General features: G+C 62.5%; 26 protein-coding genes. 12 read left to right on the plus strand and 14 right to left on the minus strand.

The genetic code is table 11. The features are described from left to right. Positions 1-14 precede the first annotated feature (14 nt). Complete coding sequence (gene gntR / locus AC6I6U_RS30105; protein WP_497879573.1) at positions 15-1,046, plus strand: HTH-type transcriptional regulator GntR; 1,032 nt, start codon at positions 15-17, stop codon at positions 1,044-1,046. 13 nt (positions 1,047-1,059) lie between these two features. Here the strand turns inward: gntR and AC6I6U_RS30110 are convergent, their stop codons facing one another. After that, positions 1,060-1,941, minus strand: coding sequence for a LysR family transcriptional regulator (locus AC6I6U_RS30110; RefSeq protein WP_497879574.1), 882 nt, complete (start codon positions 1,939-1,941; stop codon positions 1,060-1,062). Between the two features lie 120 nt (positions 1,942-2,061). Here AC6I6U_RS30110 and AC6I6U_RS30115 point away from each other — a divergent pair, with 120 nt between their 5' ends. Then, positions 2,062-2,502 carry a PACE efflux transporter gene (locus AC6I6U_RS30115; RefSeq protein WP_497879575.1) on the plus strand — a complete coding sequence of 147 codons (441 nt, stop codon included), beginning with the start codon at positions 2,062-2,064 and terminating at the stop codon, positions 2,500-2,502. A gap of 54 nt (positions 2,503-2,556) precedes the next feature. Here the strand turns inward: AC6I6U_RS30115 and AC6I6U_RS30120 are convergent, their stop codons facing one another. Continuing rightward, positions 2,557-4,002 carry an NAD-dependent succinate-semialdehyde dehydrogenase gene (locus tag AC6I6U_RS30120; protein ID WP_497879576.1) on the minus strand — a complete coding sequence of 482 codons (1,446 nt, stop codon included), beginning with the start codon at positions 4,000-4,002 and terminating at the stop codon, positions 2,557-2,559. Between the two features lie 241 nt (positions 4,003-4,243). Between AC6I6U_RS30120 and AC6I6U_RS30125 the strand changes: the two genes are divergently transcribed. Continuing rightward, positions 4,244-4,792, plus strand: coding sequence for a hypothetical protein (locus AC6I6U_RS30125; RefSeq protein WP_497879577.1), 549 nt, complete (start codon positions 4,244-4,246; stop codon positions 4,790-4,792). Between the two features lie 85 nt (positions 4,793-4,877). Here the strand turns inward: AC6I6U_RS30125 and AC6I6U_RS30130 are convergent, their stop codons facing one another. After that, positions 4,878-5,744 (minus strand): LysR family transcriptional regulator, encoded by an 867-nt coding sequence (locus AC6I6U_RS30130; RefSeq protein WP_497879578.1) that lies wholly within the window; start codon positions 5,742-5,744, stop codon positions 4,878-4,880. A gap of 105 nt (positions 5,745-5,849) precedes the next feature. On the opposite strand from AC6I6U_RS30130, the gene gstA reads away from it, so the two are divergent. Continuing rightward, positions 5,850-6,452, plus strand: a complete 603-nt coding sequence (gene gstA / locus AC6I6U_RS30135; RefSeq protein ID WP_497879579.1) for a glutathione transferase GstA — start codon at positions 5,850-5,852, stop codon at positions 6,450-6,452. A gap of 1 nt (position 6,453) precedes the next feature. On the opposite strand, the gene AC6I6U_RS30140 is transcribed toward gstA, so the two are convergent. Beyond that, the gene (locus AC6I6U_RS30140) at positions 6,454-7,458 is read right to left on the minus strand and encodes an aliphatic sulfonate ABC transporter substrate-binding protein (protein ID WP_497879580.1); all 1,005 of its coding nucleotides are present in this window, start codon (positions 7,456-7,458) and stop codon (positions 6,454-6,456) included. Positions 7,459-7,634: 176 nt separating this feature from the next. On the opposite strand from AC6I6U_RS30140, the gene AC6I6U_RS30145 reads away from it, so the two are divergent. Together AC6I6U_RS30145 and AC6I6U_RS30150 are read left to right on the plus strand one after the other, a co-directional pair. After that, a complete protein-coding gene (locus AC6I6U_RS30145; RefSeq protein ID WP_497879581.1) occupies positions 7,635-8,069 on the plus strand; it encodes a GNAT family N-acetyltransferase in 435 nt (144 codons plus the stop codon). A gap of 58 nt (positions 8,070-8,127) precedes the next feature. Then, positions 8,128-8,964, plus strand: coding sequence for a class I SAM-dependent methyltransferase (locus AC6I6U_RS30150; RefSeq protein WP_497879582.1), 837 nt, complete (start codon positions 8,128-8,130; stop codon positions 8,962-8,964). 1 nt (position 8,965) lies between these two features. Here the strand turns inward: AC6I6U_RS30150 and def are convergent, their stop codons facing one another. From def to AC6I6U_RS30165, 3 genes are all read right to left on the minus strand, one after another. After that, positions 8,966-9,505: a peptide deformylase gene (gene def / locus AC6I6U_RS30155; protein WP_497879583.1), complete on the minus strand. Its 540-nt coding sequence runs from the start codon at positions 9,503-9,505 to the stop codon at positions 8,966-8,968. 2 nt (positions 9,506-9,507) lie between these two features. Continuing rightward, the gene (locus AC6I6U_RS30160) at positions 9,508-10,452 is read right to left on the minus strand and encodes a YihY/virulence factor BrkB family protein (RefSeq protein ID WP_497879584.1); all 945 of its coding nucleotides are present in this window, start codon (positions 10,450-10,452) and stop codon (positions 9,508-9,510) included. A gap of 175 nt (positions 10,453-10,627) precedes the next feature. After that, positions 10,628-10,819: a CsbD family protein gene (locus tag AC6I6U_RS30165; protein WP_497879585.1), complete on the minus strand. Its 192-nt coding sequence runs from the start codon at positions 10,817-10,819 to the stop codon at positions 10,628-10,630. A 200-nt stretch (positions 10,820-11,019) separates the two neighbouring features. On the opposite strand from AC6I6U_RS30165, the gene AC6I6U_RS30170 reads away from it, so the two are divergent. Continuing rightward, positions 11,020-11,397 carry a hypothetical protein gene (locus tag AC6I6U_RS30170; protein WP_497879586.1) on the plus strand — a complete coding sequence of 126 codons (378 nt, stop codon included), beginning with the start codon at positions 11,020-11,022 and terminating at the stop codon, positions 11,395-11,397. A gap of 235 nt (positions 11,398-11,632) precedes the next feature. Here AC6I6U_RS30170 and fadD1 read toward each other — a convergent pair whose 3' ends face one another. Then, the gene (gene fadD1 / locus AC6I6U_RS30175) at positions 11,633-13,330 is read right to left on the minus strand and encodes a long-chain-fatty-acid--CoA ligase FadD1 (protein WP_497879587.1); all 1,698 of its coding nucleotides are present in this window, start codon (positions 13,328-13,330) and stop codon (positions 11,633-11,635) included. A 388-nt stretch (positions 13,331-13,718) separates the two neighbouring features. Further along, on the minus strand, positions 13,719-15,407 hold the full coding sequence (fadD2, locus tag AC6I6U_RS30180; protein ID WP_497879588.1) for a long-chain-fatty-acid--CoA ligase FadD2: 1,689 nt from the start codon (positions 15,405-15,407) through the stop codon (positions 13,719-13,721). Positions 15,408-15,644: 237 nt separating this feature from the next. Between fadD2 and AC6I6U_RS30185 the strand changes: the two genes are divergently transcribed. After that, a complete protein-coding gene (locus AC6I6U_RS30185) occupies positions 15,645-16,589 on the plus strand; it encodes an alpha/beta hydrolase (protein ID WP_497879589.1) in 945 nt (314 codons plus the stop codon). Positions 16,590-16,649: 60 nt separating this feature from the next. After that, on the plus strand, positions 16,650-17,126 hold the full coding sequence (locus AC6I6U_RS30190) for a MaoC family dehydratase (protein WP_497879590.1): 477 nt from the start codon (positions 16,650-16,652) through the stop codon (positions 17,124-17,126). A gap of 89 nt (positions 17,127-17,215) precedes the next feature. Here the strand turns inward: AC6I6U_RS30190 and AC6I6U_RS30195 are convergent, their stop codons facing one another. Continuing rightward, on the minus strand, positions 17,216-17,680 hold the full coding sequence (locus AC6I6U_RS30195) for a PA2169 family four-helix-bundle protein (RefSeq protein WP_497879591.1): 465 nt from the start codon (positions 17,678-17,680) through the stop codon (positions 17,216-17,218). A 204-nt stretch (positions 17,681-17,884) separates the two neighbouring features. Between AC6I6U_RS30195 and AC6I6U_RS30200 the strand changes: the two genes are divergently transcribed. Both AC6I6U_RS30200 and AC6I6U_RS30205 read left to right on the plus strand, forming a co-directional pair. After that, positions 17,885-18,121, plus strand: a complete 237-nt coding sequence (locus AC6I6U_RS30200; protein WP_497879592.1) for a DUF3820 family protein — start codon at positions 17,885-17,887, stop codon at positions 18,119-18,121. A 27-nt stretch (positions 18,122-18,148) separates the two neighbouring features. Next, the gene (locus tag AC6I6U_RS30205) at positions 18,149-19,333 is read left to right on the plus strand and encodes an aminotransferase class V-fold PLP-dependent enzyme (RefSeq protein ID WP_497879593.1); all 1,185 of its coding nucleotides are present in this window, start codon (positions 18,149-18,151) and stop codon (positions 19,331-19,333) included. A 207-nt stretch (positions 19,334-19,540) separates the two neighbouring features. Here the strand turns inward: AC6I6U_RS30205 and AC6I6U_RS30210 are convergent, their stop codons facing one another. From AC6I6U_RS30210 to zwf, 3 genes are read right to left on the minus strand one after another with little or no spacing between them, the layout of a single operon-like run. Continuing rightward, positions 19,541-20,206 carry a bifunctional 4-hydroxy-2-oxoglutarate aldolase/2-dehydro-3-deoxy-phosphogluconate aldolase gene (locus AC6I6U_RS30210; protein ID WP_497879594.1) on the minus strand — a complete coding sequence of 222 codons (666 nt, stop codon included), beginning with the start codon at positions 20,204-20,206 and terminating at the stop codon, positions 19,541-19,543. A 17-nt stretch (positions 20,207-20,223) separates the two neighbouring features. Beyond that, entirely contained in the window at positions 20,224-20,940 is a 717-nt protein-coding gene (gene pgl, locus AC6I6U_RS30215; protein ID WP_497879595.1) for a 6-phosphogluconolactonase, read from the minus strand. Continuing rightward, entirely contained in the window at positions 20,927-22,396 is a 1,470-nt protein-coding gene (gene zwf / locus AC6I6U_RS30220) for a glucose-6-phosphate dehydrogenase (RefSeq protein WP_497879596.1), read from the minus strand. Before zwf ends, pgl begins: the two co-directional genes overlap by 14 nt. Before the next feature lie 211 nt (positions 22,397-22,607). Between zwf and AC6I6U_RS30225 the strand changes: the two genes are divergently transcribed. Next, positions 22,608-23,468 (plus strand): MurR/RpiR family transcriptional regulator, encoded by an 861-nt coding sequence (locus tag AC6I6U_RS30225; protein ID WP_497883137.1) that lies wholly within the window; start codon positions 22,608-22,610, stop codon positions 23,466-23,468. Positions 23,469-23,703: 235 nt separating this feature from the next. On the opposite strand, the gene AC6I6U_RS30230 is transcribed toward AC6I6U_RS30225, so the two are convergent. After that, positions 23,704-24,558, minus strand: a complete 855-nt coding sequence (locus AC6I6U_RS30230; RefSeq protein WP_497879597.1) for a D-hexose-6-phosphate mutarotase — start codon at positions 24,556-24,558, stop codon at positions 23,704-23,706. Positions 24,559-24,652: the final 94 nt, after the last annotated feature.

A 24,652-nucleotide genomic window follows, 5' to 3' on the forward strand; every position in this document is an offset into this window, starting at 1 on the left:
TGGCAAGCCGCCCGATGACCTCCACCAAGAACGACAAGAACGCCCGCACCACCGGCCGCCCTACCCTCAACGAAGTCGCACGCCTGGCCGGCGTCAGCCCGATCACCGCGTCCCGCGCCTTGCGCGGTATCAGCACGGTGGCCACGGAACTGGTGGAAAAGGTCCGACGGGCAGCCGACGAACTGAACTACGTGGTCAACCCGGCGGCCCGGGCCCTGGCCTCGGCCCAGAGCCATTCGGTGGTGGTACTGGTGCCGTCGCTCTCGAACCTGCTGTTCATCGATACCCTGGAAGCCATTCACAAGGTCTTGCGCCCACGCGGCTTCGAAGTGCTGATCGGCAACTACCACTATTCCCGTGACGAAGAAGAGAACCTGCTGCGCAACTACCTGGCCTACCAGCCGCGCGGCCTGCTGCTGACCGGCTTCGACCGCTCGGAAAGCGCCCGGCGGATGATCGAGGCGAGCAATGTGCCGTGCGTGTACATGATGGACCTCGACCCCGGCGCCGGGGTGAACTGCGTCGGTTTCTCGCAACAGAGCGCCGGCGCCACCGCCGCCGAGCACCTGATTTCCCGCGGTCGGCGGCACCTGGCCTACATCGGCGCCCAGCTCGACCAACGCACCCTGCTGCGCGGGGAAGGCTTTCGCCAGGCGCTGCAACGGGCCGGGCTCTACGACCCGGACCTGGAACTGCTGACACCGCGGCCTTCGTCGGTGGGGCTGGGCGGCGAACTGTTCCTACAGATGATCAACAGCCACCCGCGGGTCGATGCGATCTTCTTCGGCAACGATGACCTGGCCCAGGGTGCCCTGCTCGAAGCCATGCGCTGCGGCATCAAGATACCGGAACAGGTCGCGGTACTTGGCTTCAACGACCTGCCGGTGTCGGCCTTCATGGTCCCGCGCCTGAGCAGCATCCGCACACCCCGCGAAGCGATCGGCCAAAGGGCGGCGGAACAGTTGCTGAACCTGATGGCCGGCAATGCCGTGGCCCAGTTGGTGGTGGACATGGGCTTCGAACTGATGGTGCGCGAAAGCAGCTAGCGGCCAGGGCGGCTCAGGCTTCGCCCAACCACTGCACCAGCGCCGCCGCGCCCTTGCCCAGGGGCTGCTGTGCCAGCCAGACGGCATGCACCGGCAACAGCAGGCCGTTCTCGACATTCCTGAAATCCAGCCGCTTGAGGCGCCCCTGCTCCAGCAGCGGCGCCACCACCGCCAGAGGGAAGTTGCCCCAGCCCAGGCCCTGCTCGACCATTTCCAGCGCCACCGCCAGGCTGTTGGTCCGCCAGTGCGAGGTACCGAGCAATGGCCGTGGCTCCGAGAGCGGCAGGTCGGGTGCCGCGACCAGAATCTGCCGGACATTGACCAGGTCTTCCAGGTGCGGGTCCGGCCCTAGCTGCCGCAACGCCGGATGGTCCGCCGAGAGCGTCGCCACCAATCGTTCGATACCGACGAACTGGAAACGCTCCTGGACGTTGAGGTTGAGTCCGGCAAACGCCAGGCACAAGCTGACCCGGCCACTGTGCAGCAGGCGCAACACCTCATCCTGCGGCGCACTCAGCACCTCGATTTCCAGCAACGGATAGCGGTCGCTGATGGCCCGGATCGCCGCCAGCAGCCGGGTCCGATCCAGATCCTCGACCACGCCGATGGCCAGCTTGCTCTCCAGGCCCAGCGACAGTTGCACCGCATGCACCTGCAATTGCCTGAGTTGAGCGGCAATCAACCGTGCATGGGGCACCAGGGCAACAGCCTGGGCAGTCGGCAACGGCTCGCGATGACTGCGGTCGAAGAGCGGATAACCCAGCTCCGCCTCCAGGTTGGCAATGGCCATACTGACAGCCGAAGGCACCTTGCCCAAGGCCCGGGCAGCGGCCGAAAAGGAACCCCGCTCGATCACCGCGAGAAAGAGTTCGATGTTGTCACTGGAGAAATTCATAAAGCCAATCTATCAGTTTTACTGAAAGCTTCTGACTTTTTCTGTCATCCCGATTGAAGCTATCGTCGCTGCGCCTGTTCAATCGATGGGCACGACCATGGCCCTCATCGAGGAGAAGACATGCAAGGCCTGAAACGCAAACTGATCTTTGTCACGCTCTACGAAGTGATCGGCATGACGCTGTGCGCCCTGACGCTCGCCGCACTGTCCGGCACCGCACCGAGCAGCACCGGGCCGCTGGCAGTGGTCATCACCAGCATCGCCGTGACCTGGAACTTCATTTTCACCAGCCTGTTCGAGCGCTGGGAGAGCCGTCAACGCTCACGCACCCGCACGGTAGGACGGCGAATCGCCCACGCGGTAGGTTTTCAATTGACGCTGATCGTCTACCTGATTCCGCTGATCGCCTGGTGGATGGACATCAGCCTGCTCCAGGCATTCCTGCTGGACGTGGCGCTGATCGTGTTCATCCCCTTCTACACCTTTGCCTTCAACTGGGCTTTCGACCGGGTGTTCGGCCTGCCGCTGTCGGCCCTGCCCGCCAATGCCGTCCAGGGCTGACGGTTCGCGGGCAGGTGACAGGGATCGCGGCCATCCTGCTGGATGGCCGCCCCTTTACAGCGAGTTGACGTACACCGACTTCGCCACCAGGTACGGTTCCAGCGCTTCCGGTCCACCCTCGGAGCCGTAGCCGGAGTCCTTCACCCCACCAAACGGCATTTCCGCCCACGGTGTCATCGCCTGATTGATCCACAACATGCCGGCCTCGACCCGCTGGGTCAGCCGATGCACATTGGCGAACGAACGGGTGAAGGCGTAGGCGGCCAGGCCGTAGGGCAGGCGGTTGGCTTCGGCAATGGCCTCGTCGAGCGAGTCGAATCCGCGCACCGCGGCAACCGGGCCGAATGGTTCATTGTTGAACACGTCCGCATCCAGCGGCACGCCGGAAAGGATGGTCGGCGCGAAGAAGTTGCCGGCGTTGCCGATCCGCTCACCGCCAGTTTCCAGGCGCGCACCGCTGGCCAGCGCACTCTCGACCACCTGACTCATCGCGCTCAGGCGACGGTCGTTGGCCAGGGCGCCGAGGGTGGTGTCGGCCTCCAGGCCGTTGCCGACCTTGAGCGACTGGGCATAGCGCACCATCTCCCGAGTGAACTCCTCGCGGATGCTGTTATGCACCAGGAAGCGGGTCGGCGAAATGCACACCTGCCCGGCGTTGCGGAACTTGGCACCGGCCATGGCCTTCACTGCGGCCTCGACGTCGGCGTCCTCGGCGATGATCACCGGCGCATGCCCGCCCAACTCCATCGTTGCGCGCTTCATGTGCTGGCCGGCGAGCGCTGCCAAGTGCTTGCCGACCGGGGTCGAGCCGGTAAAGGTCACCTTGCGTATCACCGGGTGGGCGATCAGGTAGGAGGAAATCTGCGCCGGGTCGCCGAATACCAGCCCGACCACACCGGGCGGCACGCCGGCATCGACGAACGCCCGCAGCAGAGCCGCCGGCGACGCCGGAGTTTCCTCGGGAGCCTTGACCAGGAAGGAGCAGCCGGTGGCCAAGGCCGCACACAGCTTGCGCACCACCTGGTTGACCGGGAAGTTCCACGGGGTGAAGGCCGCCACCGGGCCGACCGGCTCGCGGATGACGGTCTGCTGCACCGCCACGTTGCGCGAGGGCACGACCCGACCGTAGACACGCCGACCTTCATCGGCGAACCATTCGATGATATCCGCGGCAGAGTTGACCTCCACACGCGACTCGGAAAGCGGCTTGCCCTGCTCCAGGGTCAGCAGTTGCGCAATGCCTTCGGCACGCTCGCGAACCAGTTGCGCCGCCTTGCGCATGATCACCGCCCGCTCGTTGGCCGGCACCCAGCGCCAGACGTCGAAACCGCGCTGCGCAGCCGCCAGGGCCCGGTCAAGATCGGCGATATCGGCATGGGCAACCTGGCCGATGACCAGGCCGGTGGCCGGGTTCAGCACATCGATGGTCTTGCCGCCCAGTGCATCACTCCATACTCCATCGATCAGCAGCTGCGTATTCACATAGTTCGCATCGGTCATCGGTACTCTCCCAATTAATCCTTCACGGCGTCGAAAGCACACCACTGAACGCGCTATCGCCCAGGGCTGCAAGTGAATTTTAAAAATGCCCGCGCGGCAAACCCGGCGGCAAGAATTGTCCGCTTTGCGGCCACTGCCTGCAGGCCTGTATCGCCCCAGGCGCACTAAACCGGGCTTTGTACCAAGCGGCATACATATTGCTCGGTACCCCGGGTCTTTCTAACACTCAGGTATTTATCCCATGTTGGTCAATGCCCGTAACAACCCGGTGATCCAGCCCACCAATCGTCCCGATCTGGACCCGACCACCGCCGCCAACAACGTACTGTCCAGCGGCTACGTGCAAACCGCCCAGGCGGCGGCCGGCCTCAGTTCGAACGCTACCCAGACCGCCGCCGACAAGGTCGCCGACAACGTCAATGCCGCGTTCGCCAAGACCCGCGTGCACCTGCAGGCGAAGATACCGGACGTGGCCGCCGCCGCGACCCTCACCGCCACGCCGCCGACCACCCGCACCGCGCCGTCCGCTACCACTAACGACAGCGATGTGATGAAGGAATTCAAGGATTACATGAACAAGTCGCCAGCCGAGCGTCTGCGCGACCAACTGCTCAAGGAGCAGGGGCTGACCGAGGAAAGCTTCCAGCAGTTGCCGCCCGAGCAGCAGCAAGCGATCAACAACAAGATCGCCGAACGCATCAAGGAGCAGTTCAACGCCCAGAACGAGAAGAACAGCCCCAACCCGGTCGATAAACAGGCCGCCAGCGCGTTCCTCACCAGCAATACCTGATCGGACGCGGCTCTCCGGGCCGCCAGAAGCTTCGCGGTGGTTCGGCTTCCGACAAGCCACCGCGAACAGGCCCTGGCAGATCAAGTCAATCCAGCATTTCGAATAGCGCCGCCACGGCCGCGCGATGGCTGGCCGCTGGACAGGCCACCAGGGCAAAGCGGCGTTCGACCGGTACCTCCAGTTGCAGCACCCGTAGCCCGCGGCGCTCCTTCGGCAGGGTCAGCTCCGGTACCAGGCTCACGCCCAGGCCCTCTCGCACCAAGGCAAAGGCACTGCTCCACTCCCTTACCTCGACCCGTACATCCGCGAGTTGCAGACCGGTCTCGGCAGCGATGCTCCGGGCGTTCACGGTGCAACCACCGGTTGCTAGCACGAAGGCCTCGCCGACCAGTTCCGCCAGGCTGACCCGCCCCTCGGCGCCACGGGCCGCCAGCCGATGCCCCATGGGCAAAACCGCGACCCAGCGATCGCGCCCCAGCTCATGGGCCGTGCGCGCGGGCGCCGGATTGAGCACTACCCCGACATCTACCAGATTGTCGGCCAGCATCGCCTCGACCTCATGGTCGCTGACCTCCAGCGCGATGACTTCAATCCTCGGATGACGCTGGCGAAACCGCTGCAACAACGGTGGCAGCAAGGTGCCCAATACCATCGGAAAACTCGCCAGGCGGATCGTGCCGCTGACCAGCCCCTTGGCGCTGTCGACCTGCAGGCGGATGTTCTGCAGGGCCGCCAGCATCAACCGCGCCTGCTCCAACACCTGCAGGCCAACCGCCGTCGGCACCGCCTGCCGCGCCTCGCGGACGAACAGTTGCACGCCAAGGGTCTGCTCCATGGCGGCCAATGCCTGGCTGGCAGCCGACTGGGTCATGCCGACCTGCTCGGCGGCACGGCTGATAGTGCCCGTGTCGAGTACCGCCACCAGCAGGCGCCAGTGCATCAGGTTCATCATCCCAGTAGCTGTCCTTATGGAGCATTTCTGAAGGATTAATTTTACCTGGTTCGAAGCGGGAGACGAGACTGGCGCCCTCATGTTTCTTTCATCCGGAGCCCCCCCATGAAGCTGTACTACGCCCCTGAAACCTGCTCCCTGTCACCCCATGTCGTCCTGCGTGAACTCGACATGCCGTTCGAGCTGGTTCGGATCGACAACCGCAGCAAGGTCACCGAGCACGGTGATGACTTCCTCGGCATCAACCCCAAGGGCTATGTCGCAGCACTGCAACTGGACAATGGCCAAGTGTTGACCGAAGGCGCGGCGATCCTGCAGTTTCTCGCCGATCTCAAGCCCGAGGCCGGGCTGGCACCGGCCAATGGCAGTTGGCAACGGGTGCGCCTGCAGGAGTGGCTGAATTTTCTCGGCAGCGAGGTGCATGGGACGATGGGGCCGCTGTTCAACGCGGCGATCCCCGAAACGGTCAAGGCAATCTTCCGCACGCGCCTGCTCCAGCGCTTCGCGTTACTGGAAAGCACGCTGGCGCGGCAGGACTATCTGTTGGAGGGCGGTTTCAGCGTGGCGGATGTCTACCTGTTCACGGTCATGCGCTGGAACCGCTTCTTTGCCATCGACCTCGCGCCCTGGCCCGCGTTGCTGCGGTTCATGGCGCGGATCGGTGAGCGGCCGAGCGTGAAGGCGGCGCTGGAGGTTGAGTCGGCTTGACTCACTCGGCCCTGAACACGTTCTGCCGCACCTGAATCGCCTTGGGCACAAGGTGATTGGCCAGGAACAGGTCGGCGGTGCGCTGCTGGTTATCGATAGTATCCTGGTCGATGACACGCAGCGGTACCCGTGAGCGATGCTCGAAATAGCGCTGGACCACCGCCCGCTCCAGGCCAAGGGTCTGGGTCATCAGGTCGATGCTGGCGTCGGGCTGGTCGAAGGACTCCTGCTGTCCCTGACCGATGGCCTTGAGAATGGGCGCGATGCTCTGCGGGTACTGGCGGGCGAACGGACCACTGGCGATGTACAGCGAACCACCGGAATTGAGCCCCTGCCCGTCGCTGAGCAGGCGGGCGCTGCCACTGAGCAGGGCTGCGGAGTAGTACGGATCCCAGATCACCCAGGCATCCAGCTTGCCCTGCTCGAGAGCCGCCCGGGCATCCGCCGGCGACAGGTAGACCAGATTCACATCGCTGAGCGTTAGGCCCGCCCTGCCCAGGCTCTTGAGAAACAGGTTGTGCGAGCTGGAACCCTTGAGCAGGGCCACGCGCTTGCCCTTCAACTGCGCCACGCTCTGCACCTCGCTGGCCTTGGGAACGACGATCCCTTCGGTCTGGCCGTCGGTCGGCTCTATACCGATATAGACGAAATCGATACCGGCGACCTGGGCGAAGATTGGCGGGATGTCGCCGATGTTGCCAACATCCAGGCTACCGCCGTTGAGAGCCTCGATCAGTTGCGGCCCACCGGGGAACTCGACCCACTGCACCCGGGTGTCTGGCAGGGCCTTCTCCAGCAGGTGGTGTTCGCGGGCCAGGACCATGCTCACCGAACTTTTCTGGTAGCCGACCCGCAGCACGGCAGGGTCGGCGGCCTGGGCAAGTTGGCTCAGCAGGGTCAGGGCCAGCAGCGAGCGGCCAAGCAGGGCCTTGAATGGATTGACCTGCTTGAGCGGGTACACAAACCGTAGGACGAAGCTGCTGCGAGGTATTGCGGCGCCGGACATGGTGGCTCCTTGAAAGAAAGTTGTACTTTTATGTCCGGTGGTCCGGTGGCGGGATGCTACCAACCCGAATTATTCATTAATAATATTCAAAAGGTATTTTTATATAATAAAAACGAATAATCAGCACACAAGCCAAAGACCTTTATAATCAGCACCCCTACTTCACTCCCAAGGCCATGCCAACTCTCGACTGCAGCCTCCTTCCCCCGGCACTGCGCCCCCTGCTCGACAAGTTCTACAAGGCCCACGGTTCCTCCATTCGTGCCAGCGGCGAGGGCCAGTTGTGGGTCGCCCGCGACGGCGGGATCATTGCCGGCCTGTCACTGACCGCCGTCGCCGACGGCTACTGGCTGACCGGCCTGTTCGTCGAGCCACAACGGCGCGGCCAGGGCGTTGCCGGGCAACTGGTCACCAGTGCCCTGAGTGCTGCTGGCCCCACCTGGCTGTTCTGCCACCCGGACCTTCGCGGTTTCTACGAGCAACTCGGGTTCAGCCTGACCAGCCAACTGCCCCAGGCCCTCGCCGACCGTCTGGCACGCTACTCGCGCAGCAAGCCGTTGATTGCCCTGGGCATAGAACCATTGGTTAGCCCGACTGCGAAAAATGTGTGATCAGCCGTCGCTGGCTGCGTGATAGCCTCGGTTTCCACCCGTTCCTGACAGGATGATCATGAACCGTACTCTCGTGGCTTTATCCCTCACCGCCCTGCTCGCACCCGCTTTCGGCCAGGCCGCAACAGCCGACACCACCATCACCGATGCCCAGTATGCCAAGGTCCTCGCCGGCAGCTGGCGCGCCCCGGAAAACAGCGTGCGCGACAGCGCTCGCCATCCCCGGCAGACCTTGCAGTTCTTCGGCCTGCAGGCCAACCAGACGGTGATCGAGATCACGCCGGGCGGCGGCTGGTACAGCGAAGTCCTCGCGCCGTTGCTCCGGAGCCAGGGCCGCTACATCGCGGCCGTCCAGGCGCCCTCGAGCAGCGAGTACGCCAAGCGTTCGGCCGACACCCTGAAGCAGAAGTTCGCCAAGGACCCGAGCCAGTACGTCCGCGCCAGTGTCGTCGAGTTCGATCCGCAGGCGCCGGTGCTCGGCAAGCCTGGCTCGGCCGACCGGGTGCTGACGTTCCGCAACGTGCACAACTGGATCCTGGCCGATGACGCGCCGGCGATGTTCTCGGCGTTCTTCACGGTGCTCAAGCCGGGCGGCGTGCTGGGTGTGGTCGATCATCGCGCGAAGGATGGCGCGGATCTGGAAAGCATCAAGCAGAGCGGCTACCTGCCCACCGCCTACGTAGTGAAACTGGCCACCGATGCCGGGTTCGTGCTGGAGGAGCAGAGCGAGATCAACGCCAATCCGAAAGACACCAAGGACTATCCCGGTGGCGTCTGGACCCTGCCGCCGACGCTACGCCTGGGTGAACAGGACAAGGCCCGCTACCAGGCCATCGGTGAATCGGACCGCCTGACCCTGCGCTTCGTCAAGCCGAACAAAGTGGCGGACCGATAGCTCAGTCGTCGGCAGCCGGGTCTAGATCGGGGAACAAGACCTGGGTAAAACCGAACTTGCTGAAGTCGCTGATCCGCGACGGATACAGGCGACCGATCAGGTGATCGCACTCATGCTGCACGACGCGCGCATGAAACCCTTCGGCGACCCGCACCAGCGGCTCGCCCTTGGGCGTGAAACCCTCGTAGCGGATACGGGTGTGGCGATCGACCACGCCGCGCAGGCCCGGCACCGACAGGCAACCTTCCCAGCCCTCTTCCAGTTCCGGCCCCAGCGGGGTGATCAGCGGATTGATCAGGATCGTCTGTGGCACCGCCTCGGCATCCGGATAGCGCTCGCTGTGCTCGAAGCCGAAGATCACCAGTTGCAGGTCGACCCCGACCTGAGGCGCGGCCAGACCAACCCCGCCGACATGCTCCATGGTCTGGAACATGTCGTCGATCAGTTGCCAGAGCTCCGGGCTGTCGAACATCTCCGGGGGAACCGGCGGCGCCACGCGCAGCAGGCGCGGATCGCCCATCTTCAGGATTTCTCGGATCATGATCAGGTTTCGTCAGTGGTCGGTTTGAGGGAGTGTTCGTGCCCCAGTACATGGACCGGCGCCCGGTCGTCCTGTTCGGGGAAATCCTTCTCGCCGGGGTCCTTGCCTTCGGACGACATGTGTTCGATCACCGCGTTCATCTCCGCGCCCAGCAGCAGCACCGCCGCCGAGATGTAGAAATACAGCAGCAACACGATGATCGCACCGATACTGCCATACATCGCGTTGTAGTCGGCAAAGGTTTTCACGTAGTAGCCAAAACCCAGGGAAGCGACGATCCACACCACCACCGCCAGCACCGAGCCTGGGGTAATGAACACGAATTTCTGCTTCACGTCCGGCATCACGTAGTACATCAGCGCCACGGAAAACATCAGCAGGATCACGATCACCGGCCAGCGCAGAATGGTCCAAAGCGTGACGACAAACTCCTCCATGCCGATCTGCCCGGCCAGCCAGCTCATCACCTGCGGCCCGAGCACCATCAGCGCGGCGGCGGCCAGCAGCATGCCGGCGATACCCACGGTGTAGAGGATCGACAGCGGCAGGCGCTTCCAGATCGGTCGGCCCTCAGGCACGTCGTAGGCGGCGTTCATCGCGCTCATCATCAGGCGCACGCCCGCCGAGGCGGTCCACAACGCGATGACGATACCCACCGACAGCAGCCCCCCCTTGGATTGCTGCAACTGATCGATCACCGGATTGACCTGATCCAGCGCCTGGGGTGGCAGCACCAGTTCCGATTGCGTGCGCAACCAACTGAAAAAATCCGGCAGGTGCAGGAAACCGATGAGGGCGATCAGGAACAGCAGGAAGGGAAACAGCGAAAACAGCATCTGGTAGGCCAGCGCCGAAGCATAGGTCGGCATTTCGTCGTCGACGAACTCCTTGACCGTACGTATCAGCACGCGGTGCAGGGGCAGGCCCCGCAAGTCCGGAAAAATCATAGCGTCTCCTTTCGCCGCAATCACGGAGTCAGTCAGCAAGCGACTCAAGGGCGGGTTTTCACTCACGGTAGCGCAGTTGGCAAGCGCTAAACAATTTCCGGATTGGGTATGCGCTTGCCGAAACAGCAGAACGGCCATCCTTGGATGGCCGTTCGGTCGATCATCGATCAGGGCTTCACGCCCGGTCGATGCCTTTCTTGATCGACTCCTTGACGTTGCCCTTGGCCTTCTGGGCTTCGCCCTTCAGCTCCTGGGCCTTGCCTTCGGCGCGCAGCCGGTCGTTGTCGGTGGCCTTGCCGATGCCCTGCTTGACGTTACCAACCGCTTCGTTTGCCGTGCCTTTGATCTTATCGCCAGTGCTGCTCATGATATTTCTCCATGGGGAAATTGCGGGGTATCAGTGTCGCTACACAAGGTTGACCCGCTTCCCTTGCCGGGAGTTTCATTTTTTTTCGTCGGCTGTTTCGTCGCAGCAGGCAGGTTTACCTTTATGTTTGCCGGCCAACCCCCGAGAATAGGCAGCAGATTCAGGCTACGGCGCTGAAGATCGATAACGGTAGGAAATTGATGAAACTCGATAAAAAGCAGGCGATCGCCCGCAGGAACCAGGAACTGGGCGGGGCGGTACTGGGCACGAACAACTGCCACTTCACCGAACTGAGCCGCAACCGGAATATCTGGTGGTTCGACATCCCGCTGGGACGCCTGGCGATCGGGCAGTACGAGTGGGTGCATCTGCTGCTGCACACGCCGAGCACCGACCAATTGCTGCACCTGAAGGTGCCAACGGTATTCCTGCGCGAGAAGCTCGAGGGCATGGAGGTCCGCAACGCCGGCAAGCGCAAGCCGACCGTGAGCCTGGAACTGAGCGCGGACAAGGACGCGTTTCTCCAGGACGTGCGCCCCAATGGCACCGGCGTGAATTTCGCGCAGTTCCAGCAGTAGACCAAGCGTGTCGCTTACGGGCTCGTGTAGCGAACGGGCTTGCCCGCGCTGGGGCGCGAAGCGCCCCTGAAATCGGCAATCCCCATTCTGTCAGGGTAAATGGCGGTGTCTGGTTTGCGGCTGCCTCGCAGCCTAGCGCGGGCGAGCCCGCTCGCCACAACATCGAAAGCCCACTCGCAGAGTGCCTCATGAACGACAAAGCCCCGCAATGCGGGGCTTTGTCGTTTCGGCAGCGTCAGGCGGTTTTCTTCAGGCCCAGCTTCTTCAGTTCTTCGTCACGCAGCTCGCGGCGCAGGATCTTGCCGACGTTGGTGGTCGGCAGCGCATCGCGGAACTCGACGGACTTGGGCACCTTGTAGCCGGTCACGTTGGCGCGCATGTGTTCCATCACCTGCTCCTTGGTCAGGGTCACACCCGGCTTGGCGACGATGAAGATCTTGATCACTTCACCCGACTTCTCGTCCGGCACGCCGATGGCCGCGCACTGCAGCACACCCGGCAAGGTCGCCAGCACGTCTTCCAGTTCGTTCGGATAGACGTTGAAGCCCGACACCAGGATCATGTCCTTCTTGCGATCGACGATCCGCATGTAGCCATCCGGCTGGATGATCGCGATGTCACCGGTCTTCAGCCAGCCTTCGCTGTCGAGGATCTCGTCGGTGGCATCCTGGCGCTGCCAATAGCCCTTCATGACCTGCGGGCCCTTGATGCACAGCTCGCCGATTTCACCGAGCGGCTGCTCGACGCCTTCGTCGTTGATCACCTTGCACAGCGTCGATGGCACCGGAATGCCGATAGTGCCCTGCTGGATGTTCTGGCTCGGGTTGACCGACGCCACCGGGCTCGTCTCGGTCATGCCGTAGCCTTCGCAGATGGAGCAGCCGGTCACGGCCTTCCAGCGCTCGGACGCTGCCAACTGCAACGCCATGCCGCCCGAAAGGGTGACCTTGAGTGCGGAGAAGTCCAGCTTGCGAAACGCCTCGCTGTTGCACAGCGCGACGAACAGGGTGTTGAGGCCGACAAAGGCACTGAACTTCCACTTCGACAGTTCCTTGACCATCGCCGGCAGGTCGCGCGGGTTGCTGATCAGGATGTTGTGGTTGCCCAGCAGCATGACCGCCATGCAGTGAAAGGTGAACGCGTAGATGTGGTAGAGCGGCAACGGCGTGATGACGATCTCGCAGCCTTCCTTGAGCTCAGACCCCATCAGTGCCCGGCACTGCAGCATGTTCGACACCAGGTTGCGATGGGTCAGCATCGCGCCCTTGGCCACGCCGGTGGTCCCGCCGGTGTACTGCAACACTGCCACATCGCTGCTGGCCGGATTGGCTTCCTTGACCGGCTGGCCAAGGCCCTTGCTCAGCACATCATTGAACTTGACGGCCTTGGGCAGGTGATAGGCCGGCACCATCTTCTTCACGTACTTGACGACGCTGTTGATCAGCAGGCGCTTGAGCGGCGGCAGCATGTCCGCCACTTCGGTGACGATGACATGCCGAACGCCGGTCTTGGGCACCACGGCCTCGGCCAGGTGCGCCATGTTCGCCAGGCATACCAGGGCCTTGGCGCCGGAGTCGTTGAACTGGTGTTCCATTTCCCGCGCGGTGTACAGCGGGTTGGTGTTGACCACGATCAGCCCGGCGCGAATGGCACCGAATACGGCGATCGGGTATTGCAGCAGGTTCGGCAACTGCAGGGCGATGCGGTCGCCGGGCTGCAGGTCCGTGTGTTGTTGCAGGTAGGCGGCAAAGGCCCCGGACAACTCATACAGCTCACCATAGGTGAGCGTCTTGCCGAGGTTGCTGAAGGCAGGCTTGCTGGCGAATCGTTGGCAAGACTGTTTCAATACCGTCTGAACATTCGGGTACTCATCTGGATTGATTTCGGCAGCAATCCCAGTTGGGTACTTATCCTTCCAAAAGTCTTCGATCATGGAAGCCCACTCCTCAGCAACGCGAATTCAGCACCGCATTTGATGCGATTATTATTTGTCTGTGTTTGTTATTGGGTGATCTGGCTTTAACCTACGCCGAGAAGTCACAAAGCGCGCCGAGAGTAGCAGCTTTGCCGAGGGTCGACTAGAGCCAAACACGGCCCCTACAGTCATAAACATGACTCAAGAATACTAATCGGTCATTTTAGAGCAAAAGTTCTACTTGCGCGATTTTTCGCTCTAGCACGGGGTTTTCAGGCCTCAAAAGCCTCGCGGGCAAGCCCTGCTCCTACAGTTCTGTGTCGTACGTCTTGTTGATACGACGACACCGAACTGTAGGAGCAGAGCTTGCCCGCGAATAGGCGCGAAAGACCGCCGCTATTCCCCGCTAGGCGATATCACGCAACTCCCGCCGCAGAATCTTTCCCACCGGCGTCATCGGCAACGAATCACGCAGCACGATATGCTTGGGTACCTTGTAGGCGGTGAAATTCTCCTTGCAGTAGGCCTTGAGTTCCTCGACGCTGACGCCCGCCTCCCGCGCCACCACGAACAGCTTCACCGCTTCGCCGGAACGCTCGTCCGGCACGCCGATCACCGCGCAGTTGGCGACTTTCGGGTGGGCCATCACGACGTCTTCGATTTCATTGGGGTACACGTTGAAACCGGAGACGATGATCATGTCCTTCTTGCGGTCGACGATGCGCACGAAGCCATCCGGGTCGATCACCGCGATGTCGCCGGTCTTGAACCAGCCCTCGCCGTCCAGCACCTCGGCCGTCGCCTGCGGTTGCTGCCAGTAGCCCTTCATCACCTGCGGCCCCTTGATGCACAACTCGCCCGGCTGCCCCAGCGGCTGCTCGACGCCGTTGTCGTCGATGACTTTCAAGGTGGTGCCCGGTATCGGCAGGCCGACCGTGCCCAGGCGCCCGAGGTCACCATAGGGGTTGGTGCAGGCAACCGGCGAGGTCTCGGTCAGCCCGTAGCCCTCGGTGATGCGACAGCCCGTGGATTTCTGCCAGCGATCGGCCGTGGCCCGGACCAGCGCGGTGCCGCCGGAGTTGGTCAGCTTGAGGGCGGAGAAGTCCAGGTGCTTGAACTCCGGATGCTCCATCAGCGCGACGAACAGGGTGTTGAGCCCCAGCAACGCGGAGAAGCGCCACTTCTTCAGCTCCTTGATGAAACCGCCGATGTCCCGTGGATTGCCGATCAGCACGTTGTGATTGCCGGTGACCATCATGCACATGCAATGCGCGGTGAATGCATAGATGTGGTACAGCGGCAGCGGCGCGATGATCACCTCCTGGCCTTCCTTGAGCAACGGATGACCATCGGCTCCCGTCTGGGACATGCAGGCCCGCGCCTGCTGCATGTTCGCCACCAGGTTGCCGTGGGTCAGCATCGCGCCCTTGGCCAGGCCGGTGGTGCCACCGGTGTACTGCAGCACCGCGATGTCGTCGAGACCGGCCTGCTGTGGCTGGATGCCCTGGCCGCGGCCCATGTGCAAGGCACTCTTGAACGAAATCGCCTGGGGCAACCGGTAGGGCGGCACGAGCTTCTTCACCTTGTCGACCACCAGGTTGGTCAGCCAGCCCTTGGCCGGCGACATCAGGTCGCCCATCTTCGCTTCGATCAGGAACTCGATCCCGGTGTCGGGCAACACCTCCTCGACCCGCGAGCCGAACAGGTTCAGGTAGACCAGCGCCCTGGCGCCGGAGTCCTTGAACTGATGGCGCATCTCGCGAACGGTGTACAGCGGGTTGGTGTTGACCACGATCAGCCCGGCGCGCATGGCACCGAACACGGCGATCGGATAATGCAGCACGTTGGGCAACTGGACCGCGATGCGCTCGCCCGGACGCAGGTCGGTGTTGGCTTGCAGGTAGCCGGCGAAGGCTGCGCTGTAGCGCTCCAGCTCAGCGTAGGTCAGGGTCACGCCCATGCTGCTGAAAGCCGGGCGATCGGCGAATTTCTTGCAGGAACGCTCGAAAACCTCGATGACCGACTTGTAGGCACCGATCTCGATGTCCACGGGTACGCCGGCCGGGCGTTTGTCATTCCAGAAATCAGGTTGCATTGTTCTTGTCCTCTTGCCTGAGCCTATCCGGAGCCGCTTCGCCAAGGCGAAAAAGCGCTGCTCAGCGGACGGTAGCAGCAATGGTGAATCAGGCAAATATGCGGGACACACTCATTAACATCATGAATCTTGCTGCCAATGTGCAGCTTGGCCTGCTTCCTGGGCGAGGATGCGCTATACAATGGGGCAACTGCCTGTTCCATCAGCTGTCCCGTATCGTCCTGCAAGGGAATCGCCATGATCCATGACACTTTCTGGCTGAGCGTGAGTGACCACAGCCGCCTTTACGTCAATCGCTGGTTGCCGCAGGGCGAGCCCGTGGCGCTGGTGATGCTGTCCCATGGGATGGCCGAGCACAGCGGGCGTTATGCCCGTCTGGCCAAGGCGTTGTGCGAGGCCGGGTACGGGTTGTATGCCCCCGACCAGCGCGGGCATGGCAAGACCGCCGAACACGCGGTGCTCGGCCACTACGCCGACCAGGACGGCTGGAGCACCGTGGTCAGCGACCTGGCGAGCCTCAACCAGCACATTGGCGAAGAGCATCCGGGCAAGCCGATCATCCTGCTCGGCCACAGCATGGGCAGCTATATCGCCCAGGCCTACCTGCTGCATCACAGCGCCAGCCTGCAGGGCGCAGTACTCAGCGGCTCGAACTTCCAGCCCGTGGCGCTCTACCGCGCCGCCCGTGCCATTGCCCGATTCGAACGCTGGCGCCAGGGCCCGACCGGCCGTAGCGCACTGATCGACTGGCTGTCGTTCGGCTCGTTCAACAAGACCTTCAAGCCCAACCGCACGGCGTTCGACTGGCTCAGTCGCGATCCGATGGAGGTCGACAAATACGTCGCTGACCCGCTCTGCGGCTTCCGTTGCACCAACCAGATGTGGATCGACATGCTCGGCGGCCTGCAGCAGATCAGCAAGGCCAGCAACCTGGCGCAGATCGACCCCGGCCTGCCGTTGCTGGTGATGGGTGGCGAGCATGACCCGGTCAGCGAAGGCAAGCGTTTGCAGGATCTGGCTGACGCATTGCGCAATGCAGGTAGCCAGAACCTGCAATTGAGCGTCTACCCTCAGGCGCGGCATGAACTCTTCAATGAAACCAACCGCGATGAGGTGACCAATGACCTGCTGCAGTGGCTGGAACAGACCCTCTCGCATCGTCGGCCGGTGCACGCCGAATAATTTCTATCGTTTAAAATCAGCAGTTTGATTTTAAAAATATCTTCACAGGACAGGTATCAGATGACCCAGGTGACCAACACCCCTTACGAAGCACTCGAAGTCGGCCAGACCGCCAACTACAGCAAGACCGTGGAAGAGCGCGACATCCAGCTGTTCGCCGCGATGTCCGGCGACCACAACCCGGTGCACCTGGACGCCGAGTTCGCCGCCGCGAGCATGTTCAAGGAACGTATCGCCCACGGCATGTTCAGCGGCGCACTGATCAGCGCGGCGGTCGCCTGCGAGTTGCCTGGGCCGGGCACCATCTACCTGGGCCAGCAGATGAGCTTCCAGAAACCGGTGAAAATCGGTGACACCCTGACCGTACGCCTGGAAATCCTCGAAAAGCTGCCGAAGTTCCGCGTGCGTATCGCCACACGCGTGTTCAACCAGCGCGATGAGCTGGTCGTGGATGGCGAGGCGGAAATCCTGGCGCCACGCAAGCAGCAGACCGTGACCCTGACCAGCCCGCCACCGATCACCATCGGCGGCGTCTGAGCCATTCTCGGCGTTCGGACGAGCCCTGGCCACGTACGCTCCCCATGAAAAAACGCCGGCAAGCCGGCGTTTTTTGTTCAACCCGATACTCAGCTCGCGCGAGCGATGTTGCGCAGCGCCTTGACCTGGTCATGGTTGCGCAGCACGCCCTGGTACTGGCGATCGACCAGATCACGCAGGCCCAGCATGTTGTGCTTGGCCAACTTTTCCAGCGCCTCGCGGTAGGCTTTCTTGGCATGGTCTTCACCACGCTCGGCCTCATTGAGTACCGCTTCTTCGCCCTTGCCGGTGAACAGTGCTTTCACATCGACCCAACGACGATGCAAGTCACCGGATACGCTGGTGGAGGTCTCGGGATCGCCACCGAGCTTGCGCACTTCGGCCTGCAGTTCTGCAGCCGCGGCGGCACACTCGCTGGAGCGCTTGGCGAACAGCGCCTTCAACTCAGGATGCTTGATGTCTTCGGCACAGGTCTTGAAGCCTTCCTGGCCGTCCTTGCTGACTTCGATCAGGTCGTTGAGGATCGAAACGGCTTCTTTATTAACATCGGTCATGACTCAATTCCTTCTGGTGGTGGAAGTTGAGTAGTACATTGCACCCGCCATGCCAGCCTTTAGCTTAAAATTTTTGTCTTTATTTTCAATGACTTAATAAAAAAACAAAAATCTGTATCACGGTTATTTGCATGATCTGTCAATTGGCCTGCATGCAGAATGCCGTTATTTTCCCCTTGCTTGAACACTTGAGGCACGTGCTGCATGAATCCCGAGAAACTCGAACTGCTGGTCACTCGCGAAATGCCTTTCGGTAAATACCAGGGGCGGATTCTCGCCGACCTGCCGGGACCGTACCTGAACTGGTTCGCCCGCCAAGGCTTCCCTCACGGTGAACTCGGCGGCCTGCTGGCATTGATGCACGAGATCGACCACAACGGTCTTTCCGACCTGCTCGATCCGCTACGCGCCAAGCACGGCAAACCCAAGCCCCGTCACTGAAACCCTGCGCACCAAGGAAAGGCCCGTATGCCTGGCACTGAAAACAACGTCCGTGACGAACATTTCTGGCAAGCCGTGGCCCAACGCTACGAAGTCGAGCCCGGCCCGATCAACCTGGAAAACGGCTATTTCGGCCGCATGACCCGCCGGGTGCGCGAGGAGTACCAGCGCAACATCGACTTCATCAACCGCAGCAACTCGGTGCATGTCCGCCGACATTTCGACCAGACCGGCATCGTCGACATTCGCACCGACCTGGCCGACCTCATGGGGGTGAGCGACCAGGCGATCACCTTCAGCCAGAACGCCACCGCCTCCCTGCAAACACTGATCCGCAACTACAACCGGCTGCAACCGGGCGACCAGGTACTCTACAGCGACCTGGAGTACGAGACGGTCAAGGGCGCGCTGAACTGTTTGGAGCGTTATCGCGGCGTGCAGGTGGTTCGTATCGAGCACGTGCACCCGGCCAGTTTCGAATCCTTGCTGGCGAGCTATCGCGAGGCGTTCGTACACCATCCACGCCTGAAACTGATGGCGCTGACCCATGTCACCCATCGCACCGGGCTGGTGATGCCCGTACAGGCCATCGTCGAGGCGGCCGCCGAGCATGGGGTCGAAGTGATTCTCGATGGCGCCCACGCCCTCGGCCAACTCGACTTCGACCTGCGGGAACTGGGCGTCGCGTTCGCCGGTTTCAACCTGCAGAAATGGATCGGCGCGCCGCTGAGCCTGGGAGTGACCTACATCGCGCCCGAGCGCCTGGCCGACATCGACCCTGACATGGGCGAGCAGCACTTTCCACTCGACGACATACGCTCGCGCACGCCCCACAGCACACCGAACATTCCGGCGCTGATGACCTTGCCGACAGTGTTCGCCGAGCATCGGGAGATCGGTGGCGCGACAGTCAAGGGCGCACGCTTGAACTACCTGCGGGACCTGTGGGTGAGTGAAGCACGCAAGATGCCCGGAATCGAGGTGGTGACCCCGGACGATCCGCGGCTGTACGGTGCGATCACTTCGCTGCGCTTCACTCGCGAGGCCGACCAGCAGGCGATGGTCGAGCGACTGCTCAAGGAGTACGACCTGTTCACCGTGACCCGCAGTGGTTCGGCTTGCGGACCGTGCATCCGGGTTACACCGGGGTTTACCACCTCGGTGCAGGAGATTGGCCAACTGATCAAGGCGCTGGCCGAGCTGGGAGCTTGAATCCGGATTCGGGGTGAAACCTGTTCGCGGATAAATCCAGCTCCCACAGGGTTCGGCACCGCCCACAGAGTTTGTGAGCGGTTCAAGACTGCAGGAGCAGGATTTATCCGCGAAGAGACTTCCACTTTCTCCGGGCAAAAAAAAACGGTGCGCCGACCAAGCGCACCGTAAAGCCGTAGAACACACAACGAATTCGGTAAGGGTGGATCAGTCCAGCAAGGCCAACGCCTCGGCCGTGCACTCCTGGATGCGGCCCCAGTCGCCGTTCTTGATCCACTCCGGATCAAGCATCCAACTGCCACCCACGCACATGACGTTTTTCAGCGCCATGTAGCTCTTGATGTTGCCAGGGCCGACACCACCGGTCGGGCAGAATTTCACTTCGCCAAACGGCCCGCCCAGGGCCTTGATCGCCGCCACGCCGCCGCTGACTTCCGCCGGGAACAGCTTGAAGCGGCGATAGCCGAGGGCGTAGCCCTCCATGATCCCCGAGGCGCTGCTGATACCCGGCAGCAAGGGAACCGGGCTGTCGACACTCGCCTCCAGCAGGTCACGGGTAATGCCCGGGGTGACGATGAACTGCGAGCCCGCCGCCTCCGCCGCCGCCAGCATCTGCCGATCGAGCACGGTACCGGCACCGGTCACCAGTTCCGGACGCTGCTCACGCAGAATCTCGATGGCCTTGAGGCCATACTGCGAACGCAGGGTCACTTCCAGCGCGGTGAGGCCACCGGCCGCCAGCGCATCGGCCAGCGGCAGCACGTCCTGTTCGCGGGCAATGGTGATGACCGGCAGGATCCGTGCGCGGGTGCACAACTCATCGATCAGGGCGACCTTGTCTGCCATGGAGACGGTCGGGGCATTTTTTGTCATAGCGGCTGATCCTTGGCTCATGGGCACCAGTAAATCTCTAGGGGGGGTTGTTGCAGAAACGCACGAACCGGCATGGCAGCGAGGTCATCGCCCGCCAACGCGGCATTCAGGGTGGTCAGCTTCGACTGACCGGAAATCGCCAATACGGTAAAACTCGCCGAAGCCAGCAGCGCCCGGCTCATGGTCAGCCGCTGGTGCGGCACGGTCGGTGCCAGCATCGGCCAGATTCGCCGGCTGCCGTCCACCTGCAAGGCGGCCTGCAGGTTCGGGCTGTCCGGGAACAGCGACGCGGTGTGTCCGTCGTCCCCCATGCCCAGCACCAGCACGTCGATGGCCGGCAATTCGGCGAGGAACTGGTCGGCCTGCTGCGCCGCTTCGTCCAGGTTCGCCGCGGCGTTGTAAAGGCCGATGAAACGCGCCTTGGCCGCCGCACCCTGCAACAGGTAGCGCTTGAGCAGCCCGGCATTGCTGTCGGCATGCTCGACCGGCACCCAGCGCTCGTCAGCCAGGCTGACCACTACCTTGCTCCAGTCCAGGTCCTGCCTGGCCAGATTCTGGAAGAACGCCACCGGGCTGCGCCCGCCGGAGACCACCAGAGTCGCCACGCCACGCTCGGCAATGGCCGTGCGCAACTGTTGCGCGACCGCCACGGCCTGGCCCTCGGCCAACAGCACCGGTGTACGGAACTCGTGCCCGGTCACGCCCTCGGGCAGTTTCAATTCAGATATCGCCATACCACGACCTCCCATCCCGCGTGATCAGTGCAATGGAGCTCATCGGCCCCCAGGACCCGGCCGCGTACGGCTTGGGCGCATCACCAGACTTTTTCCAGCCGGCGATCAACTGGTCGCACCACTTCCACGCGGCTTCGATTTCATCTTTACGGACAAACAGGTTCTGGTTGCCATGCATCACTTCCAGCAGCAGACGCTCGTAGGCATCGGGAATCCGGGCACTGTGGTAGGTGTCGGAGAAATTCAACTGCAAGGGGCCACTGCGCAGTTGCATGCCCTTGTCCAGGCCCTGGTCCTTGGTCATCACCCGCAGGGAAATGCCTTCGTCCGGCTGCAGGCGGATGATCAGCTTGTTGCTGATCTGCAGGCGCTGCTCGGGGGCGAAGATGTAGTGCGACGGTTCCTTGAAGTGGATGACGATCTGCGACAGCTTCTGCGCCATGCGCTTGCCGGTACGCAGGTAGAACGGCACGCCGGCCCAGCGCCAGTTGCGGATGTCGGCACGCAGGGCAACGAAGGTCTCGGTGTCGCTCTGGGTGTTGGAGTTCTCTTCTTCCAGGTAGCCCGGCACGGACCGACCGTCACTGTGTCCGGCGATGTACTGGCCGCGCACCACCTGGTTGGTCAGGCCTTCCGGGCTGATCGGCGCCAGGGCCTTGAGCACCTTGACCTTCTCGTCACGGATGCTGTCGGCGGACAGGTCGGCCGGCGGGTCCATGGCAATCAGGCACAGCAGCTGCAGCAGGTGGTTCTGGATCATGTCGCGCAGTTGGCCGGCCTTGTCGAAGTAGCCCCAGCGGCCTTCGATGCCCACCTTCTCGGCAACGGTGATTTCCACGTGGGAGATGTAGTGCTGGTTCCACTGGGTCTCGAACAGGCTGTTGGCGAAACGCAGGGCGATCAGGTTCTGCACCGTTTCCTTGCCCAGGTAGTGGTCGATGCGATAGGTGCGGTTCTCGGGGAAGTACTGCGCCACTGCGTCGTTGACCTTGCGCGACGACTCCAGGTCCGAACCGATCGGTTTTTCCAGTACCACCCGGGTGTTCTCGGCCAGGCCGACCTTCGCCAGGTTCTCGCAGATCGCGCCGTACACCGCGGCGGGCGTGGCGAAATAGGCGATCAGTTGTTCGTTGGAACCGACGGTATCGGCCAGGGCCACGTAGTCGTCGGCCTTGAGGAAGTCTACATGCAGGTAGCTCAGGCGACCGAGGAAACGCTCGACCACCGTTTCGTCGATTTCCTTCGCCTCGACGAACTCGCGCAAATCGCTGGCGATGGTCGCCAGGTGCTCGTCGACGCTGCCCGGCTCACGGGCCAGGGCGAGAATCCGCGTGTCCTCGTGCAGCAGGCCGGCGCCATCGAGGTGATACAAGGCAGGAAACAGCTTGCGCAGCGCGAGGTCGCCAAGGGCGCCGAACAAGGCAAAAGTGCACGGTTCAACCGTTATCGAAGGCATGATGTTTGTTCTTTTATCAAGTTAAACGATAAATACCTTTTTTCGAGGCATCACTCAAGGAAAAAATGTAGTAATAACTACAACATTTCTTCAAAATCACGATTGCGAGTGGTGGTCCACAAGCACCATCAGTAGGATAGGCCACCGCCGAGAGCTGCCAAGGCACGCTTTCCCATGCATCGCAGAACCAAGGAACACCAACATGGAACGCGTGCGAAACCTGCTGGAACAGATCCAGAATCGCCTCGAAGACCTGAACAAGGCCGAGCGCAAAGTCGCCGAAGTCATCCTGCTCAACCCACAGCAGGCGACCCGCTACAGCATCGCCGCCCTCGCCCAGGCGGCCTCGGTCAGCGAACCGACGGTCAACCGTTTCTGTCGTTCGTTCGACGTCAGCGGCTACCCGGAACTCAAGCTGCAACTGGCCCAGAGCCTGGCCAGCGGTGCGGCCTATGTCAGCCGGGCGGTGGAAGCCGATGATGACTCCGAAGCCTATACGCAGAAGATCTTCGCCAGCGCCATCGCGTCCCTGGACAGCGTCTGCAAGGTGCTGGACCCGGACCTGGTCAATCGCGCCGTCGACCTCCTGACCCAGGCCCGGCAGATCCATTTCTTCGGCCTCGGCGCATCCGCGCCCGTGGCCATGGACGCCCTGCACAAGTTCTTCCGCTTCAATATTTCGGTCACGGCCCACGCCGATGTGCTGATGCAACGGATGATCGCCTCGGTGGCCCACACCGGCGAGCTGTTCGTGATCATTTCCTACACCGGTCGCACCCGGGAGCTGGTGGAAGTGGCGCGCATCGCCAGGGCCAACGGCGCCTCCGTTCTGGGCCTGACCGCGGCCGGCTCGCCACTGGCCAAGGCCAGCACCCTGAGCCTGAACATTCCGTTGCCGGAGGACACCGACATCTACATGCCGATGACCTCGCGAATCGTCCAGCTGACCGTGCTCGACGTGTTGGCCACCGGCATGACCCTGCGCCGCGGCGTAGACTTCCAGCCACACTTGCGCAAGATCAAGGAAAGCCTCAACGCCAGCCGTTACCCGGTTGGCGACGAGTACGACTGACAGCGCGGCGGTTGCTCCCCGGATCAGCTCATTGTGACAAGCGGGCCTGTTGTGGCAAACGGGCTTGGGTGGCGAGCGGGCTTGCCCGCGCTCGACTGCGAAGCAGTCGCAAGTTCAGGCCACTCGTTGTGTCTGCTGGATCGTGGTAGCCGGTTTTAGGGCTGCTTTGCAGCCCAGCGCGGGCAAGCCCGCTCGCCACACAAGCCCGCAGCCACACACCAGCCTGCTGCCACAATCAGGCCTGCGCACGTGCCTGCAAGCTCAGGTGCGCCTGCTCCCCTGGAGCCAGGCACAGGCTGTCGGTACCGCCACTCGCCGCTTCGACACAGACGAAGCCCATCACCTCGCTCCAGCTCACGCCGAGTAGCGGTCGCGGCCCCGGATGCCAGACCACGGTGTCGGCGCTGTCGCCGGTATCGATGCACAACTCGCGTTGCCAAGCGTGATCCTTGAGGTGCAGTTCGCCCTCATGCTGGAATACCCGCTGGCATCCGCCCTCGACCCGCAACTCCCCCTGCTGCTGGCAAACCTGGCGATTCAACTGGTCGTAACCCTGTGCACCATCGAGTCCAGACAGCGCTACCTCGCCGACGTCACCAATACGCCAATAGGCGTGCAAGGCATGACTCAACTGGCAAGGTTCACTGTCCTGGTGCTCGGTGCTCAGGCGTAAATCCATGCTCTCGCCGAGGCGCGCGTGCAGGTCGACCTGCCAATCGCACAATTGCAGGCGCCAGTGCAGGCTGACGCCCTCCTCGTCGGAACTGCTCTCCAGCAGTTTCCAGTCGATCAGCCGCGCCCAACCATGGGACGGCCAGGCATTTTCGCTTGGATGACGGCCATACCACGGCCAGCATACCGGTACGCCGCCGCGAATCGCGCCGACCTGCGGCCACTTCGCCGCACACCACAGCCAGGGTTTCTGCCCCCGAGGCTGGAAATGCAACAACTGCGCGCCCTGGCGGCTGAACACCGCCTGGCACAGCGGATGATCAATCACCAGCACCTCGCGCTGCTGAAAGCGCTCCCACTGGAACACCGGCTGCTCGCGCCGGGATTTGAAGAAACGTTGTAGCGGTTGCTCGTGCATGTGCCGCGAATCCTGGAATCTCTGTCGTCGTGAAGCCAAACGCGTCCTCATGCGCAAAAAAAAGCGGACGGTCGAGTGGACCATCCGCAAGATG

This window comes from Pseudomonas sp. UTLPPB19802 (assembly GCF_059730225.1).

What these genes read in the sequence shown, in the direction of transcription:
- fadD2 (WP_497879588.1), bottom strand. Translation starts at nt 15,407, where the DNA reads ATGCAACCTGATTTCTGGAATGACAAACGCCCGGCCGGCGTACCCGTG.
- gntR (WP_497879573.1), top strand. Translation starts at nt 15, where the DNA reads ATGACCTCCACCAAGAACGACAAGAACGCCCGCACCACCGGCCGCCCT.
- AC6I6U_RS30130 (WP_497879578.1), bottom strand. Translation starts at nt 5,744, where the DNA reads ATGATGAACCTGATGCACTGGCGCCTGCTGGTGGCGGTACTCGACACG.
- AC6I6U_RS30145 (WP_497879581.1), top strand. Translation starts at nt 7,635, where the DNA reads ATGCCAACTCTCGACTGCAGCCTCCTTCCCCCGGCACTGCGCCCCCTG.
- def (WP_497879583.1), bottom strand. Translation starts at nt 9,505, where the DNA reads ATGATCCGAGAAATCCTGAAGATGGGCGATCCGCGCCTGCTGCGCGTG.
- AC6I6U_RS30195 (WP_497879591.1), bottom strand. Translation starts at nt 17,680, where the DNA reads ATGACCGATGTTAATAAAGAAGCCGTTTCGATCCTCAACGACCTGATC.
- gstA (WP_497879579.1), top strand. Translation starts at nt 5,850, where the DNA reads ATGAAGCTGTACTACGCCCCTGAAACCTGCTCCCTGTCACCCCATGTC.
- fadD1 (WP_497879587.1), bottom strand. Translation starts at nt 13,330, where the DNA reads ATGATCGAAGACTTTTGGAAGGATAAGTACCCAACTGGGATTGCTGCC.
- AC6I6U_RS30190 (WP_497879590.1), top strand. Translation starts at nt 16,650, where the DNA reads ATGACCCAGGTGACCAACACCCCTTACGAAGCACTCGAAGTCGGCCAG.
- AC6I6U_RS30200 (WP_497879592.1), top strand. Translation starts at nt 17,885, where the DNA reads ATGAATCCCGAGAAACTCGAACTGCTGGTCACTCGCGAAATGCCTTTC.
- AC6I6U_RS30165 (WP_497879585.1), bottom strand. Translation starts at nt 10,819, where the DNA reads ATGAGCAGCACTGGCGATAAGATCAAAGGCACGGCAAACGAAGCGGTT.
- AC6I6U_RS30170 (WP_497879586.1), top strand. Translation starts at nt 11,020, where the DNA reads ATGAAACTCGATAAAAAGCAGGCGATCGCCCGCAGGAACCAGGAACTG.
- AC6I6U_RS30205 (WP_497879593.1), top strand. Translation starts at nt 18,149, where the DNA reads ATGCCTGGCACTGAAAACAACGTCCGTGACGAACATTTCTGGCAAGCC.
- zwf (WP_497879596.1), bottom strand. Translation starts at nt 22,396, where the DNA reads ATGCCTTCGATAACGGTTGAACCGTGCACTTTTGCCTTGTTCGGCGCC.
- AC6I6U_RS30210 (WP_497879594.1), bottom strand. Translation starts at nt 20,206, where the DNA reads ATGACAAAAAATGCCCCGACCGTCTCCATGGCAGACAAGGTCGCCCTG.
- AC6I6U_RS30185 (WP_497879589.1), top strand. Translation starts at nt 15,645, where the DNA reads ATGATCCATGACACTTTCTGGCTGAGCGTGAGTGACCACAGCCGCCTT.
- AC6I6U_RS30140 (WP_497879580.1), bottom strand. Translation starts at nt 7,458, where the DNA reads ATGTCCGGCGCCGCAATACCTCGCAGCAGCTTCGTCCTACGGTTTGTG.
- AC6I6U_RS30120 (WP_497879576.1), bottom strand. Translation starts at nt 4,002, where the DNA reads ATGACCGATGCGAACTATGTGAATACGCAGCTGCTGATCGATGGAGTA.
- pgl (WP_497879595.1), bottom strand. Translation starts at nt 20,940, where the DNA reads ATGGCGATATCTGAATTGAAACTGCCCGAGGGCGTGACCGGGCACGAG.
- AC6I6U_RS30110 (WP_497879574.1), bottom strand. Translation starts at nt 1,941, where the DNA reads ATGAATTTCTCCAGTGACAACATCGAACTCTTTCTCGCGGTGATCGAG.
- AC6I6U_RS30125 (WP_497879577.1), top strand. Translation starts at nt 4,244, where the DNA reads ATGTTGGTCAATGCCCGTAACAACCCGGTGATCCAGCCCACCAATCGT.
- AC6I6U_RS30150 (WP_497879582.1), top strand. Translation starts at nt 8,128, where the DNA reads ATGAACCGTACTCTCGTGGCTTTATCCCTCACCGCCCTGCTCGCACCC.
- AC6I6U_RS30230 (WP_497879597.1), bottom strand. Translation starts at nt 24,558, where the DNA reads ATGCACGAGCAACCGCTACAACGTTTCTTCAAATCCCGGCGCGAGCAG.
- AC6I6U_RS30115 (WP_497879575.1), top strand. Translation starts at nt 2,062, where the DNA reads ATGCAAGGCCTGAAACGCAAACTGATCTTTGTCACGCTCTACGAAGTG.
- AC6I6U_RS30160 (WP_497879584.1), bottom strand. Translation starts at nt 10,452, where the DNA reads ATGATTTTTCCGGACTTGCGGGGCCTGCCCCTGCACCGCGTGCTGATA.